Origin of the sequence: Methylophilus sp., assembly GCF_008015755.1 — a bacterium.
In the GTDB taxonomy this organism is placed as follows: Bacteria; Pseudomonadota; Gammaproteobacteria; order Burkholderiales; family Methylophilaceae; genus Methylophilus.
In genome coordinates, this window is the sequence record NZ_SSGF01000015.1 from 97,580 (window position 1) to 112,890 (window position 15,311).

General features: G+C 52.4%; 12 protein-coding genes. 8 read left to right on the top strand and 4 right to left on the bottom strand.

Annotation, left to right across the window (positions count from 1 at the left end):
• Positions 1 to 67 precede the first annotated feature (67 nt).
• The 3 genes from E6Q52_RS06460 to E6Q52_RS06470 all read right to left on the bottom strand — a co-directional run bounded on the left by E6Q52_RS06460 (position 68) and on the right by E6Q52_RS06470 (position 5,921).
• A complete protein-coding gene (locus E6Q52_RS06460; protein ID WP_292820010.1) occupies positions 68 to 1,531 on the bottom strand; it encodes an efflux transporter outer membrane subunit in 1,464 nt (487 codons plus the stop codon).
• Positions 1,528 to 4,662, bottom strand: a complete 3,135-nt coding sequence (locus tag E6Q52_RS06465) for an efflux RND transporter permease subunit (RefSeq protein WP_292820013.1) — start codon at positions 4,660 to 4,662, stop codon at positions 1,528 to 1,530. Before E6Q52_RS06465 ends, E6Q52_RS06460 begins: the two co-directional genes overlap by 4 nt.
• Positions 4,663 to 4,748: 86 nt before the next feature.
• Complete coding sequence (locus E6Q52_RS06470; RefSeq protein ID WP_292820016.1) at positions 4,749 to 5,921, bottom strand: efflux RND transporter periplasmic adaptor subunit; 1,173 nt, start codon at positions 5,919 to 5,921, stop codon at positions 4,749 to 4,751.
• 199 nt (positions 5,922 to 6,120) lie between these two features.
• On the opposite strand from E6Q52_RS06470, the gene E6Q52_RS06475 reads away from it, so the two are divergent.
• The 8 genes from E6Q52_RS06475 (at position 6,121) to E6Q52_RS06510 (ending at position 14,892) form a co-directional block, all read left to right on the top strand.
• The gene (locus E6Q52_RS06475) at positions 6,121 to 6,747 is read left to right on the top strand and encodes a TetR family transcriptional regulator (RefSeq protein ID WP_292820018.1); all 627 of its coding nucleotides are present in this window, start codon (positions 6,121 to 6,123) and stop codon (positions 6,745 to 6,747) included.
• A gap of 80 nt (positions 6,748 to 6,827) precedes the next feature.
• Positions 6,828 to 7,871 carry a tRNA dihydrouridine synthase DusB gene (gene dusB, locus E6Q52_RS06480; RefSeq protein ID WP_292820020.1) on the top strand — a complete coding sequence of 348 codons (1,044 nt, stop codon included), beginning with the start codon at positions 6,828 to 6,830 and terminating at the stop codon, positions 7,869 to 7,871.
• Positions 7,871 to 8,107, top strand: coding sequence for a helix-turn-helix domain-containing protein (locus E6Q52_RS06485; protein ID WP_029148035.1), 237 nt, complete (start codon positions 7,871 to 7,873; stop codon positions 8,105 to 8,107). Before dusB ends, E6Q52_RS06485 begins: the two co-directional genes overlap by 1 nt.
• Positions 8,108 to 8,181: 74 nt before the next feature.
• Complete coding sequence (gene purH, locus E6Q52_RS06490) at positions 8,182 to 9,786, top strand: bifunctional phosphoribosylaminoimidazolecarboxamide formyltransferase/IMP cyclohydrolase (protein ID WP_292820026.1); 1,605 nt, start codon at positions 8,182 to 8,184, stop codon at positions 9,784 to 9,786.
• A gap of 128 nt (positions 9,787 to 9,914) precedes the next feature.
• The gene (purD, locus tag E6Q52_RS06495) at positions 9,915 to 11,183 is read left to right on the top strand and encodes a phosphoribosylamine--glycine ligase (RefSeq protein ID WP_292820028.1); all 1,269 of its coding nucleotides are present in this window, start codon (positions 9,915 to 9,917) and stop codon (positions 11,181 to 11,183) included.
• A 21-nt stretch (positions 11,184 to 11,204) separates the two neighbouring features.
• Entirely contained in the window at positions 11,205 to 12,119 is a 915-nt protein-coding gene (hemF, locus tag E6Q52_RS06500; protein ID WP_292820030.1) for an oxygen-dependent coproporphyrinogen oxidase, read from the top strand.
• A gap of 2 nt (positions 12,120 to 12,121) precedes the next feature.
• Positions 12,122 to 13,426 carry a M18 family aminopeptidase gene (locus E6Q52_RS06505; protein ID WP_292820032.1) on the top strand — a complete coding sequence of 435 codons (1,305 nt, stop codon included), beginning with the start codon at positions 12,122 to 12,124 and terminating at the stop codon, positions 13,424 to 13,426.
• A 68-nt stretch (positions 13,427 to 13,494) separates the two neighbouring features.
• Entirely contained in the window at positions 13,495 to 14,892 is a 1,398-nt protein-coding gene (locus tag E6Q52_RS06510) for an amino acid permease (protein ID WP_292820034.1), read from the top strand.
• A gap of 60 nt (positions 14,893 to 14,952) precedes the next feature.
• Here the strand turns inward: E6Q52_RS06510 and E6Q52_RS06515 are convergent, their stop codons facing one another.
• The gene (locus tag E6Q52_RS06515; protein WP_194741069.1) at positions 14,953 to 15,276 is read right to left on the bottom strand and encodes a c-type cytochrome; all 324 of its coding nucleotides are present in this window, start codon (positions 15,274 to 15,276) and stop codon (positions 14,953 to 14,955) included.
• Between the last annotated feature and the right edge of the window lie 35 nt (positions 15,277 to 15,311).

A 15,311-nucleotide genomic window follows, 5' to 3' on the forward strand; every position in this document is an offset into this window, starting at 1 on the left:
GCCCATAAAAAAACCGGGGTAACGATAGCTCGTTACCCCGGTTAGCTCACACATAAAACTTAAACAATTACTTTTTAGCGTTAGCCTCGGCCGTGACGCTATCAGGCTTCCAGCCGCCACCCAGTGCCTTGAATAAATCCACGGAGGCAGTCAAGGTATTCTGGCGGCTCTGCACCACAGCCTGTGTCGCCTCATTGTGGTTACGCTGGGCATCCAGCACTTCCAGATAGCTTGTATAGCCTGCTTCGTAGCGATTTTTAGCCACACGCAGAATATTGCCAGTGGTTTTTTCTTTGGACTCTGCCAACACCTCCTGTTCGCGGTATTGCTGCACGTTATTGAGTGCATCGCTCACTTCGGTAAACGCCGTTTGCAGAGTATTTTGATAGGTCGCGACCATTTGCTTCTGTTGCGCAGTGGCTTGATCCAATCGCGCATTCAGGCGCCCGCCGTTAAAAATTGGCAGGTTAACATCAAAACCAAGTGACCAAACGCGGGCGGGCGATTTGAGCAAGTTATTCAACGCGATACTTTCACCACCGTAAGTGGTTGAGAGCGAAATGCTCGGGTAAAACGCTGCTCTGGCCACGGCAATATTGGCATTGGCGGAGACCATATCCTGCTCCGCCTGGCGTACATCAGGACGTGCTTCCATCAGCTCTGAAGGCAGGCCGGTCGGCACGATTGGCGGTGTTGGAATCGCCATCAGGTCGCCTGGCGCAATCTTCAAGCCCAGGTCGTTGGTCAGCAAACCTAGCTGATGCTCACTCAAGGCGCGCAATCTTTTCAGGTCTACGATCTGCGTTTGCAAGGTCGTCACCACCAGCTCTGCCTGATGCGCATCCAGCACAGTTGCCACCCCGCCTTCCACCCGGCGCTTCGCCAGGTCCAGGCTTTCTTGTGCGGTGGTCAGGTTTTGCTCATTCACGCGCAACTGGGCATCCAGACTGCGTATCGCAAGGTAATTGTTCGCCACCAGGCTGGACAATGACCAGGTCACCGATTCTTTGGCATATTGTGTTGCCAGCAGTTGCGCACGTGCCGCTTCGTTAGCGCGACGTAGTTTGCCCCAGAGGTCCAGCTCATAACTACCGTTTAAGCCGATTTTGTAGGTTTTACGCGGGTTGTTGCCAAACACCGGAAACACCCCTGATTCAGTCACACGGTTACGCAATCCTGAACCAGTGGCGGTGACGGTAGGCAGCAGGTTGCCGCCAACTTCACGCATCTGGGCATCGGCTTCTTCAATTCGTGCCACGGCCAGTTGCACGTTATTGTTTTTAACCAGCGCGGTGTCTATCAACTGGTTCAACTGGCTGTCATTAAACAGCGTCCACCATTGTTGCAAGGCGACTTGCTGCGCCGCGTTAGACAAACCAGCATTGGCCGAGTCATATTTTTCTGGCAGCTGTGGCGCCGGACGTGAATACAAATCACCCAGCATCTGGCAACCTGCCATAGACAAGGTCAGCAGCCCCAGCAGCAACGACTGCTGTAATGGTTTTAATGCAAACTTCATTGTCGGTTTCATACCGATTCCTCTTCTACAATATGCCCATGGTGACGCACTTTTTTCTCATTGGTCAGCCAGGTAAAGAACAACGGGATAAAGATGGTGGCAATAAAGGTTGCCAGCAGCATACCGCCAAACACACCGGTCCCCATAGACTGACGCGCTGCCGCACCGGCACCGGTGGCGAATACCAGCGGAATAATGCCCAGCATAAACGCCATCGATGTCATCACAATCGGTCTGAAACGCAGACGGGCAGCTTCCAGTGCCGCTTCAGCCAACGGCATGCCTTCTTCCATTTTTTGCGAGGCAAACTCCACGATCAGAATCGCGTTTTTCGCCGCCAAACCAATCAGCGTGATCAGCCCGATTTGGAAGTAAATGTCGTTGTTCATGCCACGTGTCAGCACTGCGATCAAGGCTCCCGTCATCGCAAACGGAATCGCCATAATCACCGCCAACGGCAAGGCCCAGGTTTCAAACTGTGCAGCCAAAATCAGGAATACCATGATGGTGGCGAACCCGAACGCGACTAATGCCGCAGAGCCGGTACGTCTTTCCTGATAAGCCTGACCAGTCCAGGCAATCTGGTAGCCGTCTGGAAGGTTTTCTTTGGCAATTTTTTCCACCAGTTTGATCGCGTCACCCGAGCTCACACCAGGCGCACCGCTACCAAATACCTTGGCAGACAGCAGACCGTTGTAACGCTCTAATTGCTCAGCACCGACGATATTGCTGACTTTCGCCAACGCAGACATCGGGATCATATTGCCATCCGGACTCTCTGCCGTTGGCTGGCTGCGCACATACACTTTGCCCAAGTCCTCAGGCTTCATGCGGTAATCAGCTTCAGCCTGCAACTGCACGCGATAAGTGCGGCCGCTACGGTTAAAGTCGTTGACGTAGAGCGAGCCCATGGTGCTTTGCAAGGTGGCGTAAATATCCGCAATCTTCACGTTTTGTGACAAGGCCTTGGCTTCGTCCACCTCAATAAATAGCTGTGGCACCGTTGGACGGAAAAAGCTGTTAATCCCAGTCAGTTGCGGATTGGCACGCATCGCATCCATAAAGTTATTCATGACTTGCGCCAGCTTGATCGGATCAGTATCGCCATGGCTTTGTACATAAACCTCAAAACCACCGGCAGAGCCCAAACCGCGAATCGCAGGTGGGTTCACGGCAAAACCCATGCCATCTGGCTGGCTCATGCCGATACCAATCAGCTTGCCCACCATCTGGTCAGCATTGGTTGTGCGCTTATCCCAATCGGTCATTCGCACAAACATGGTCGCCGCATTGGTTTTGTTAGCGCCGGTCAGCAACTCAAAGCCGTTCACTGCAAACTCATGCGCAGTGGCCGGGTCTTTCGCAACAGCCGCGCGGATATTTTCTGTGGTTTGCGAGGTGCGCTTCAAGGTCGCGCCATCCGGCATCACCACAATACTGATCACATAGCCCTGATCTTCTGGCGGCACAAAGCCACCCGGCACGGCACGGAACAGGAAAATCATCACCACCACCATGGCACCAAACACCACTGCACCAATTACCTTGTGATGCAGCGTCAGGTTCACGGTGCCGGTGTACAGGTTAGTCAGGCGATTAAAGCCCTGGTTGAATTTTTTGAAAAAAGCGTTCTCATGGTGGCCGTTTTTCAAAATCATCGCGCATAGTGCTGGCGTCAGCGTCAACGCCACCACGCCTGAAATCACCACTGAAATGGCGACGGTCACCGCAAACTGGCGATACAGCTCACCGGCAATACCGCCCTGGAAAGCCACCGGCACGAACACCGCACACAACACCAGCACAATCGCCACCACCGCGGCTTGTACCTGGGCGATAGATTTAATCGCCGCATGCAAAGGATTGAGGTTTTCTTCCTTCATCAGGCGCTCGGTGTTTTCCAGCACCACAATCGCGTCATCCACCACAATACCAATCGCCAGAATCATGGCAAACAGCGTTAGCAGGTTGATAGAAAAACCGAATAGATACAATCCGGCAAACGTACCAATAATTGAAATTGGCACCGCAATCATCGGAATCAGGGTCGCGCGCCAGCTTTGCAGGAACAGGAACACCACCAACACCACCAGAATCAGCGCTTCCCCAAAGGTATGAAACACCTCTTTGATGGTCGCTTTCACAAAGTCACTGGTGTCGTAAGGAATGTTGTAGTCCATGCCTTCTGGAAACTTGAGCTTCAACTCGTCCACTTTGGCCTTGATGGCTTCAGCGGTTTCGAGCGCGTTAGCCCCCGTTTGCAAAAAGATAGGCAAGGCGACGCCGGGCTGACCATTGAGTGCAGACGCCACGTTGTAAGTTTGTGCACCCAACTCAATGCGCGCCACATCTTTCAGACGCAGCACACCGTTAGGGCCTTGTGCACGAATAATAATGTTACCGAACTCTTCTGGCTCGATTAAGCGGCCTTTAGCAGTCACGGTAAACGCCAGTTGCTGGTTAGGCGTGGCTGGCTCAGCACCAATTTTACCCGCTGCATACTGCGCGTTTTGCGCGCCGATGGCAGCAGAAATATCACTGGTGGACACGCCCAGTTGCGCCATACGGTCAGGACGCAACCACACGCGCATGGAGTAATCCTGGCCACCAAAAATGGTGACATCGCCGACGCCCTTGATGCGTTTAAACTCATCCAGCACATTCAGCGTGGCGTAGTTACTCAAGAACAAACGGTCATGCTCTTTTTTCTTCGAGATCAGCATCACCACCAGCAAAATGTCGTTGGAGCGCTTTTGCACCACCACGCCGGTTCGGCGCACATCTTCTGGCAAACGCGGCAAGGCAATATTGACGCGGTTGCTGACGTTAAACGTCGCCTGGTCAACATTGGTGCCAATATCAAACGTGGCGGTAATGGTTAACGTGCCGCTACTGTCTGAGCTAGAGTTAAAGTACAGCAGGTTTTCCACCCCGCTTAACTGCTCTTCAATCGGTGCTGCCACAGTTTTAGACAGTGTTTCAGCACTGGCGCCAGGGTAGCTGGCAGTAATCAACACGGTTGGCGGCGCAATTTGCGGATATTGTGCAATCGGCAATTTAAATGCCGCTGCCAACCCTGCCAACACGATGATGATAGACAGCACGCTGGCAAAAATCGGCCGTGTGATAAAAAATCGGGTCATATCGTTTTTCCTGAGACGGGCCTGAATCGTAAACTCAGGCCCCAGATAACATGATTAAATCAAAACAAACTTAAACGTGGTGCCAATTAGCTTTTGGCTGCAGGAGCCGCAGCAGGCGCCGCGTCTGCCGCATGCGGTGCGACTGGCGCACCCGGGCGGACTTTAATCAGGTTATCGACAATCACCTGATCACCCGCTTTCAAGCCATCCAGCACAATCCAGCGATCGTTAAACCAGCCACCTGCCACAATCGGCCGTACGGCTGCCACGGTTTTGCCTTCTTTGTCTTTTTCGGCCACAAAGATAAATTTACCTTGTTGCCCCGTCAGTACCGCTGTTTGCGGAATCAGGAAGACACCATCGCGCTTGCCTGTGACTAAACGCACACGCACAAACTGCCCTGGCAGCAATGCACGGTCAGGGTTCTGAAACTCAGCCCGTAACTGTTGCGTGCCCAATGCCGGATCAATCTGGCTGGCAGAAAAGTTGATTTTGCCTGATTGTGGATACTCGCTGTTGTCACCCAAAATCAGTTTTACATCCTGCACCCGCCCTGGCGTCAAATGCCCGCCTAATGTCAGCAGGTCAGATTCAGACAAACTGAAACGCACCCAAATAGGCGAGACTTGCACAATGGTGCTTAGCAAGGTGGTGTTCGCACTGGCCAGCGCGCCTTCAGACAACACAAACCGTCCGGCGATGCCGCTTTCTGGCGCTTTCACATGGGTATAAGACAAATTGAGCTCAGCCTCACGCAGCTGTGCCTGATATTGCAGCAACGTTGCTGCCGCCACCGAGTTATCAGAGACCGCATTGTCATACTCGCGCTGACTGATCGATTTTGTCTCCAGCAAGCCTTTTAGACGCTGCGCTTCGCGCGCCGTTTGTTCAATACGGGCTTTTTGCTGTGCAATCAGCGCCCTGGCTTGTTCAACTTGTAATTGAAAAGGCATCGGGTCAATCAGGAACATATCCTGACCGGCTTTCACCGGCTCGCCTTCTTGATACAAACGTTTCAAGACGATGCCGCCTACGCGCGGACGCACTTCAATTTGTTTGGCGCCTTCTGTTTGCGCAACCACTTCGGTTTGCACCGGCACAGTTTCTGCCGTGACTGTTTGTGCCGTCACAGGCATCGCTGGCATGCCGCCTGCCGCAGGAGTTTGTTCGTTGGATGATTTTCCGCAAGCACTCAATATAACGCCTAAAGCAAGCACAAGCAGCGTACGACGAGGCTGGATAGTCTGTGAAATCAACATGTTATCCTCTAAAAATTTTTAAAATAGACTTGATTACATACAATCTTGGATGTATATTATATACAAACATGAATGTATGTAAATGGGTTTTGCAAAAAAGTTGCGGATTTAACCATCTAAAACAGCGCACCCGTACCAACTGGTAAAATACCAGACATACAAGAAACTTTAATGAATCTTAAACGAGCGATAGAAACTGATGGTACGTAAAACCAAAGAAGATGCTGCAATCACCCGCCAACGCATTATTGATGCGGCGCGGGAGATGTTCCTGCAAAAAGGGGTGAGCCGCACCAGCCTGGAACAAATTGCCACCCACGCCAGTGTCACGCGTGGCGCCGTTTATTGGCACTTTCAAAACAAGGCCGAGCTATTTCATGCCATGCGCGAAGAGGTTTATCTCCCGCTGATTGACCGCATGGATGATACCTTGCTTGGCAACGCCGACGAATCGACGATAGACCCACTAGGCCGCATCCGCAAGCATCTGGCCAGCACCATCCAGATTCTCGACAACGACCAGACAACACGCGCCACCTATGAAGTGATGATGACTAAATGCGAATATGTCGACGAATTTGCCGATGTACTCAAGTCTATTTTAAGTAACTGTAGCGGACTGGTGCACAAATTGGAACAGGCCTATGCCAAAGCGCAAGAAATTGGCCAAGTGGGTACGCAACTTTCTGCTGCCGAACTGGCAATGGACACCCACCTGTTTTTCTCCGGCTTGTTACATATGTGGGTGAAGGATACCGAAGGCACTTTATTCCGCGACCGTGCGTTGCAACTGATAGACACACATATCAACCTGCGTAAAAAATAAGCAATAATTCTTATTACGGATTCCCTGAAGCGTGATTTGCAGTTAAAATAGTCGGTCTTTTTCACTGTTTTTTCAATCACATGCAAATTGGTTCACACATTCTGAAAAACAATCTAGTGGTCGCGCCTATGGCGGGGGTCACTGATCGCCCTTTCCGCATGCTGTGCAAAAAAATGGGCGCAGGCCTCGCCGTCTCAGAGATGGTCACCTCCAACTCTTTGTTATATGGCAGTGAAAAAACCAAGCGCCGCGCCAACCACGAGGGCGAAGTCAGCCCGATCTCGGTACAAATTGCCGGGGCAGAACCAGCGATGATGGCTGAAGCGGCCAAACACAATGTCGACAATGGTGCACAAATCATTGATATCAACATGGGCTGTCCAGCCAAAAAAATCTGTAATGTGATGGCAGGCTCTGCCTTGCTGCGTGACGAGCCACTGGTATCACAAATCCTCAGGGCGGTAGTCAATGCAGTAGATGTGCCAGTCACACTCAAGATTCGCACCGGCTGGGACAGACAAAACAAAAACGCAATTCAAATTGCCAGAATGGCGGAAGACCTTGGCGTGCAGGCACTGACCATTCATGGCCGCACGCGTAACGACCTATATCATGGTGACGCAGAATACGACACCATTGCCGCCGTCAAACAGGCGATTAACATTCCCCTCATCGCCAACGGCGACATCACCACGCCGGAAAAAGCCAAATTTGTACTTGATTACACTCAGGCCGATGCGGTCATGATTGGCCGTGCCGCGCAAGGCCGCCCTTGGATTTTTCGTGAAACCGAATACTTTTTAGCCACTGGCGAGCATATGCTGCCGCCCACTGTCGATGAAATTCACCAAGTCATGCTAGAGCATCTGCATGATTTATATGATTTTTATGGTGACTTGACCGGCATGCGTGTCGCCCGTAAACATATTTCCTGGTACACCAAAGGCTTATCTGGCTCTGCGGCTTTTCGCCACAACATGAATACTCTGCAAACGATAGAGTTGCAATTGCAGGCCATTAACGACTTTTTTGCCGAACTCAAAGCGAAGAATGACCGCCTGGTCTATGTCGACAACGACGACGCTGATAGCGAAAACAATGGCAATGAGGAGTTGGCGGCATAATGCAGACCGATAGCAAACTGAGCCTCGCCGTGCGCGAGTCACTGGACGATTATTTCACCCACCTGGACGGACAACCGCCGCATGCCATTTACGACATGGTGTTAGGTTGCGTTGAAAAACCGATGCTGGAATACGTCCTCAACAAAGTCGGCGGCAACCAAAGCAAAGCCGCAGACATGATGGGCATTAACCGCAATACCTTGAGAAAAAAAATGGCCGCCTACGGCCTCGAATAGACTAAACCGGGTCTGATGAGCTGACTCATCGGACCTTTTCATTTTCTTTATCACGCAACTCCACTCTATTCATTATGACAATTAAACGCGCGCTTATCAGTGTCTCCGATAAAACCGGTGTGCTCGAACTGGCACAATCCCTGCACCAGCTTGGTGTAGAAATCCTTTCTACGGGCGGCACCGCCAAACTGTTCCGCGACCACCAGATTCCGGTCAAAGAAGTCAGCGACTTTACTGGTTTTCCAGAAATGCTGGACGGCCGCGTCAAAACCCTGCATCCGAAAGTGCATGGTGGCTTACTGGGCCGCCGTGATTTGCCTGAACACGTGGCTGCCATGCAGCAATATGGCATCGAAAACATCGACTTGCTGGCAGTAAACCTGTATCCATTTGAAGCGACGGTGGCCAAAGCCAACTGTACCTTGGAAGACGCCATTGAGAATATCGACATTGGCGGCCCGGCCATGGTGCGCTCGGCCGCTAAAAACTGGAATGACGTAGCAGTATTGACCGACGCGGCGCAATACGTTGAAGTGGTGAATGAATTGCAAGCCAACAACGGTGCGGTTTCAAAAGCGACGCGCTTTAAACTGTCTGTTGCTGCCTTTAACCGCATTGCGCAATACGACGCGGCCATCAGCAACTACCTGTCCGCCATCGACTTTGCCGAAACTGAAACGGCTGGCAAACCGGTCATGAGCCAGTTCCCAGGCCAGATGAACAGCAGTTTTGTCAAAGTACAAGACCTGCGCTACGGCGAAAACAGCCACCAGCAAGCGGCTTTTTACCGCGATGTGTACCCAGCCCCTGGCAGCCTGGCCACTGCGCAACAACTGCAAGGCAAAGAGCTCAGCTATAACAACATCGCCGATGCCGATGCCGCCTGGGAAGCCGTCAAATCTTTCACCGGCCCGGCATGTGTCATCGTGAAACACGCCAATCCTTGCGGCGTTGCGCTAGGCGCCAATGCGCTGGAAGCCTACAGCAAAGCACTCAAAACCGACCCAACCTCAGCCTTTGGCGGCATTATTGCGTTTAATGGCACACTGGATGGCGCCGCAGCTGAAGCCGTGAGCAAGCAGTTTGTAGAAGTATTGATTGCGCCTGACTTTACGCCAGAAGCGCTGGCTATTTTCACAGCCAAAGCCAATGTGCGCGTATTGAAAATCGCTTTGCCACAGAGCGGCAACACTGCCTGGGAGCAAGGCCGCAATGCCGTCGACTCCAAACGCGTTGGTTCAGGTATTTTGCTGCAATCTGCCGACAACCATGAGATGCAACTGGCTGATCTCAAAATCGTCACCAAACTCCAACCGACCCCAGCACAAATGCAAGACCTGCTGTTTGCCTGGAACGTCGCCAAATATGTGAAATCTAACGCCATTGTGTTTTGTGGAAATGGCATGACCCTGGGCGTAGGCGCAGGGCAGATGAGCCGTGTCGACAGCACCAAAATCGCCGCTATCAAGGCACAAAATGCGGGCCTGAGTTTGCAAGGCTCTGTAGTCGCCTCTGATGCCTTCTTCCCGTTCCGTGATGGCGTCGATGTGTTGGCCGATGCCGGTGCCAGCTGCGTCATCCACCCGGGCGGTAGCATGCGCGACGAAGAAGTCATCGCCGCGGCGGACGAACGTGGTTTGGCCATGGTAGTGACGGGCATTCGTCACTTTAGACATTAATGATTCTAATTGCCACAGAGATCACAGAGGACACAGAGAGCTGCAGCTAGCAAAAAAGACCACTGGCTGTATGTCTACTCTGTGCCCTCTGTGCCCTCTGTGGCTATAACTTTAGGCATGTGATAAATATGAAAATTTTAGTGATTGGTAGCGGCGGCCGCGAGCACGCGTTGGCATGGAAGGTAGCACAAAATAAAGAGGTGAGCCGCGTCTATGTCGCGCCTGGTAACGCGGGCACAGCCACCAACCCGGACATGGTCAACGTGCCGATCACCAAAATTGATGAACTGGTGAAGTTTGCCGAGGACGAGCAAATCGCGCTGACCATCGTTGGCCCGGAAGCGCCACTATCACAAGGCGTGGTCGATGCTTTTCGCGCCGCAGATTTAAAAATCTTTGGCCCGACCAAGGCGGCAGCACATCTGGAAAGCTCCAAAGACTTCGCTAAGGCGTTTATGGTGCGCCACAATATTCCTACCGCTAAATACCAAACCTTTAGCGATGCCGCAGAAGCCCACGCTTACATCGACGCTAATGGCGCACCGATTGTGATCAAAGCCGACGGCCTCGCTGCGGGTAAAGGCGTCGTCGTCGCCATGACGCTGGAAGAAGCCCATAACGCCGTTGACGCTATGTTGTCCGACAACAAACTGGGCGATGCTGGTGCCCGTGTGGTAATCGAAGAGTTTTTAACCGGTGAAGAAGCCAGCTTTATGGTCATGGTGGATGGTAAAAACATTTTGCCTTTAGCAACCAGCCAAGACCACAAACGCCTGCTCGATGCCGACCAGGGCCCGAACACCGGCGGCATGGGGGCTTATTCGCCAGCCCCGGTGGTCACGCCAGAGATTCACGCCAAAGCCATGCGCGAAATCATCGTGCCTACCGTTGAAGGCATGGCCAAAGACGGTATTCCTTATACCGGCTTTTTGTATGCCGGTTTAATGATTAGCCCAAGCGGCGAGGTCAAAACACTGGAATTCAATTGCCGCATGGGTGATCCGGAAACGCAACCGATTATGATGCGCCTGAAATCAGACCTGGTTGAACTGGCCGAACATGCCGTGAACGGCACATTAGACCAAGCCAAAGCCGAATGGGATTGGCGCTTTGCCTTGGGCGTAGTGATGGCGAGCGCCAACTACCCAGATAGCCCAAGACTGGGTGACGAAATTACCGGCTTGCCAAAAGACGTGCAAGACGGCCATGTGTTCCATGCCGGCACCACACTCAAAGATGGCAAAGTGGTGACCAGTGGTGGCCGCGTATTGTGCGTGACTGCCTTAGGTGAAACGGTTAAATTCGCGCAACAGCAAGCTTATAAAGTGCTCGAGCAGATCCAGTTCGACGGCGCACAATACCGTAAAGACATTGGCTACCGCGCCATCAAAAACTAAGCGCCATTAGCACTCACGACCATGACAGACCAGATCCAGCCTCAAGCCGTGTTTGACTTCCTGCAAGGGTTGCAGGCACGCATTGTAGAAGCCGTCGAGCTTGTTGACGGCAAAAACTTTTTGCAAGACAGCTGGCAACGGCCTGAAGGCGGTGGTGGCAACTCTTGCCTGCTCGAAGGCGGCAACGTGTTTGAGCGCGCCGGCGTTGGTTTTTCACACGTACTTGGCAATAAACTACCCCCGGCTGCCAGTATCGCCCACCCCGAGGCCGCAGGCAGGCCTTGGGAAGCGATGGGAGTCTCGCTGGTGTTTCACCCGCACAACCCTTATGTGCCGACGGTACATATGAATGTGCGCTTTTTTGTCGCCAAAGCCCAGCACGCAGGCGAAGAGGATATCTGGTGGTTTGGCGGCGGCATGGACCTCACGCCTTATTATGGGTTTGAGGATGACTGCATCCACTTTCACCGCGTGAACAAAGAGGCGTTAGCACCGTTTGGCGCTGGATATTATCCAGCGTTTAAAAAACACTGCGACGAATATTTTTATCTCAAGCATCGCAAAGAGCCACGCGGCATTGGCGGCGTGTTTTTTGATGACTTTAGTGAATTAGGCTTTGAGAAAAGCTTTGCCCTGCAACGTGCGATTGGCGATGCTTTTATCAATGCCTATTTGCCGATTGTGCAACGTCGCAAGGACACCGCTTATGGCGAACGCGAGCGTGACTTCCAGGCTTATCGGCGTGGCCGTTATGTCGAATTCAACCTGATTTTTGACCGTGGCACCATTTTCGGCCTGCAATCCAATGGCCGCACCGAGTCCATTTTGCTCTCCATGCCGCCGATTGTGAAATGGCGCTATGACTGGAGCCCGGAAGCCAACAGTGCAGAAGCCAAACTGTATAGCGACTTTTTGATTGAGAAAGACTGGGTGTAAGCATGCAAATTTCAATAGAAGCCAGACAACACGCGCAAGCCCTGCTGGACTTTATTGATCATAGCCCCAGCCCGTGGCACGCGGTTGAAGCTGTCGCCAATCAACTCAAGGCGCATGGCTTTAAAAACCTGCGTGAGAATGAGCCTTGGCAGTTTAAACAAGGCGGCAAATATTTTGTGGTGCGTGATGGCGGCTCCATCATTGCTTTTACCCTGGGCCAACAAGCGATTGCCGATAGCGGTTTTCGCATCGTGGGCGCACATACCGACTCCCCTGGCTTGCGCCTCAAACCGCAAGCGGCCTACAGCACCGAAGGGACAGCGCAACTAGGCGTCGAGGTGTATGGCGGCCCGATTTTGGCCACATTTACCGACCGCGACTTAAGCCTGGCCGGACGTGTGGTGATACGTGGCGCGCAAGGCCTGGAAACGCGCCTGGTGCGGCTAGACCAGCCGATTGCGCGCCTGCCAAACCTGGCCATCCACATGAACCGCGAAGTCAACGACAAAGGCCTGGTGCTGAACAAGCAAACCGGTTTGCCATTGATTTTTGGCCATGCCGCCAATACCGCCGTCGCCAAACAATTACTGACAGAGACCCTTGCCGGAAAACTGGCCGTACCAGCAGAAGCCATCGCCGGTTGGGATTTAGCACTCTATGACACCCAAAAAGGCAGCTTCTGGGGGATAGCACAAGAGTTCATCGCCAACAGCCAATTGGATAATCTGGCGTCTTGCCACGCCGCACTTGAGGCGTTAATTCAGAACCCAAAACCCGCAGCGACCACCATTTGCGCCTTATTCGACCATGAAGAAGTCGGCTCTGAAAGTGCCATCGGCGCAGGCGGCAGTTTTTTGCTGGATGTGATCAATCGCATCTGCCTATCTTCAGGCCTGACGCAAGAAGATCAACTGCGCAGCTTCGCCAATAGCTTTTTTATCAGTGCCGACATGGCGCATGCGTTTCAACCTAACCACGCTGGTAGTTATGAGCCATGCCACCATGTTCACATCAACCAGGGCCCGGTGATCAAAACCAACGCCAACCAGCGTTACAGCACCAATGCCGTCACTGCGGCGCGCTTTATCCAATTGTGCGAACAGGCCAAGGTGCCGCACCAGCAATATGCACACCGCACTGACTTGGGTTGCGGCAGCACCATCGGCCCCATCATGGCCGCGCAGCTAGGCATCGCCACGGTCGATGTCGGCAACCCGATGTGGGCCATGCATAGCATCCGCGAAAGCGCAGGCGTGCTCGACCATAGCTACATGATTGCCACACTGCAGCAACATTACGCCAGCTAACGTCTCACCAGCATTGACGCTGGTACAACGATTGCTTTACCCTAGGCAAACAAGGGGAGAATCAATCAATGTTAGAACAATTATTGCGCAAAAAACCAATCCAAGCACATGCGCACACCGGTCTCAAAAAATGTTTAACCGCCTTTGACCTGGCCTTACTAGGCATAGGCGGCGCCATCGGCACCGGCATCTTCGTCCTCACCGGCATAGCCGCGGCCACACAATCTGGCCCTGCCGTCGTCCTCTCATTCATTATTGCCGCCATCGCTGCGGGCTTTGCTGCGCTCTCATATGCAGAGTTATCGTCTTCGATTGGTGGCTCCGGCAGCGCTTACGGGTATAGCTATGTCGCATTTGGTGAGTTTGCGGCCTGGATGATGGGCTGGATGCTGTTACTGGAATATGGCGTTGGTGCCGCCGCAGTGGCTAATGGCTGGTCGGGCTATTTTGTTAACACCTTGAGTAACCTCGGCTGGCATTTGCCCGAGCACCTCACCAAGGCACCGATTCTAGGTGGCAGCATCAACTTGCCTGCCTTTACCATTATCTGGATCTTGACCTTATTGCTGATGGTCGGCGTCAAGGAAAGCGCCCGCGCCAATAACATCATGGTGATTATCAAGTTATCGACCATCGCGATTTTTCTGGCTTTATCTGTCGGCCATATCAGCACCGCCAACTGGCAACCGTTTATGCCATTCGGCTGGTTTGAAACGCTGGACAATGGCAAAAACATAGGCGTACTGGCCGGGGCCTCGCTGGTGTTTTTTGCTTATTTTGGCTTTGATGCCGTGTCGACGGCGGCTGAGGAATGCCAGCAACCACAACGTGACTTGCCCATTGGCCTGATCGCCTCACTGACCTTTTGCACCATTATTTATATCATCGTATCTGGCACCCTCACCGGCGTAATCCCTTACACCGAGCTCAACACCTCGTCTCCGGTGGCTTATGCCCTGACCAAGCTAGGGTATACCTGGTCCTCGACACTGGTTGCCACTGGCGTATTGGCTGGACTGATTACCGTGTTACTGGTGTTACTGTATGGGCTGACGCGTATTCTGTTTGCCATGAGCCGCGACGGTTTGATCTCGCCCGTTTTTTCAGCAGTCAACCCAGAGCGGCAAACACCGAGCAAAATCATCCTCATGTGCGGCATTGTTGTGTCTATTGTGGCGGGGTTTATCCCCTTGGGTGAGCTGGCGGAAACCGTCAATATTGGCACCTTGGCCAGTTTTATCATGGTGTGCTTTGGTGTCATGCGTTTACGCAAAACGCATCCTGACCTGGCGCGGCCGTTCAAGAATCCTTTTAATCCTTTGATTCCTCTTGGCGGCATCCTCTCATGTGCAGCACTGATGTCTTTTTTACCGGCAGAGACCTGGCATCGCTTTATCTCCTGGGCCATCATCGGTGTGATTTTTTACTTTGTTTACTCGTTACGACATAGTAAGTTACGCGCCTAAGCAGCCATAAAAAAAAGCCGACGCATGCGTCGGCTTTTTTGAATCACAGCAAAGCTGAAATTACAGAGACAATACCCACTCAACGATGGTCTTAATGTCTTCGTCTTTCACTTGTGGGCTGTTAGCAGGCATAGGGATATTACCCCAAACACCAGCACCGCCTTTTTTGACTTTTTCAATCAATTTAGCTTCTGCAGTTTTGTCGCCTTTGTATTTAGCAGCAACATCTTTGTATGCTGGACCTAATACTTTTGCATCAACGCTGTGACATGCCAAACAACCACTTTTTTGAGCCAATGCTTTAGCCGCTGCTGCGTCTGCAGCTTGTGCTGAACCAGCCATCAACAAAGTCGCTGCTGCGATTGCGGATAATAAAACTTTCATGCGATCTCCTTGAATATCCTCTAAACAAATAGAAC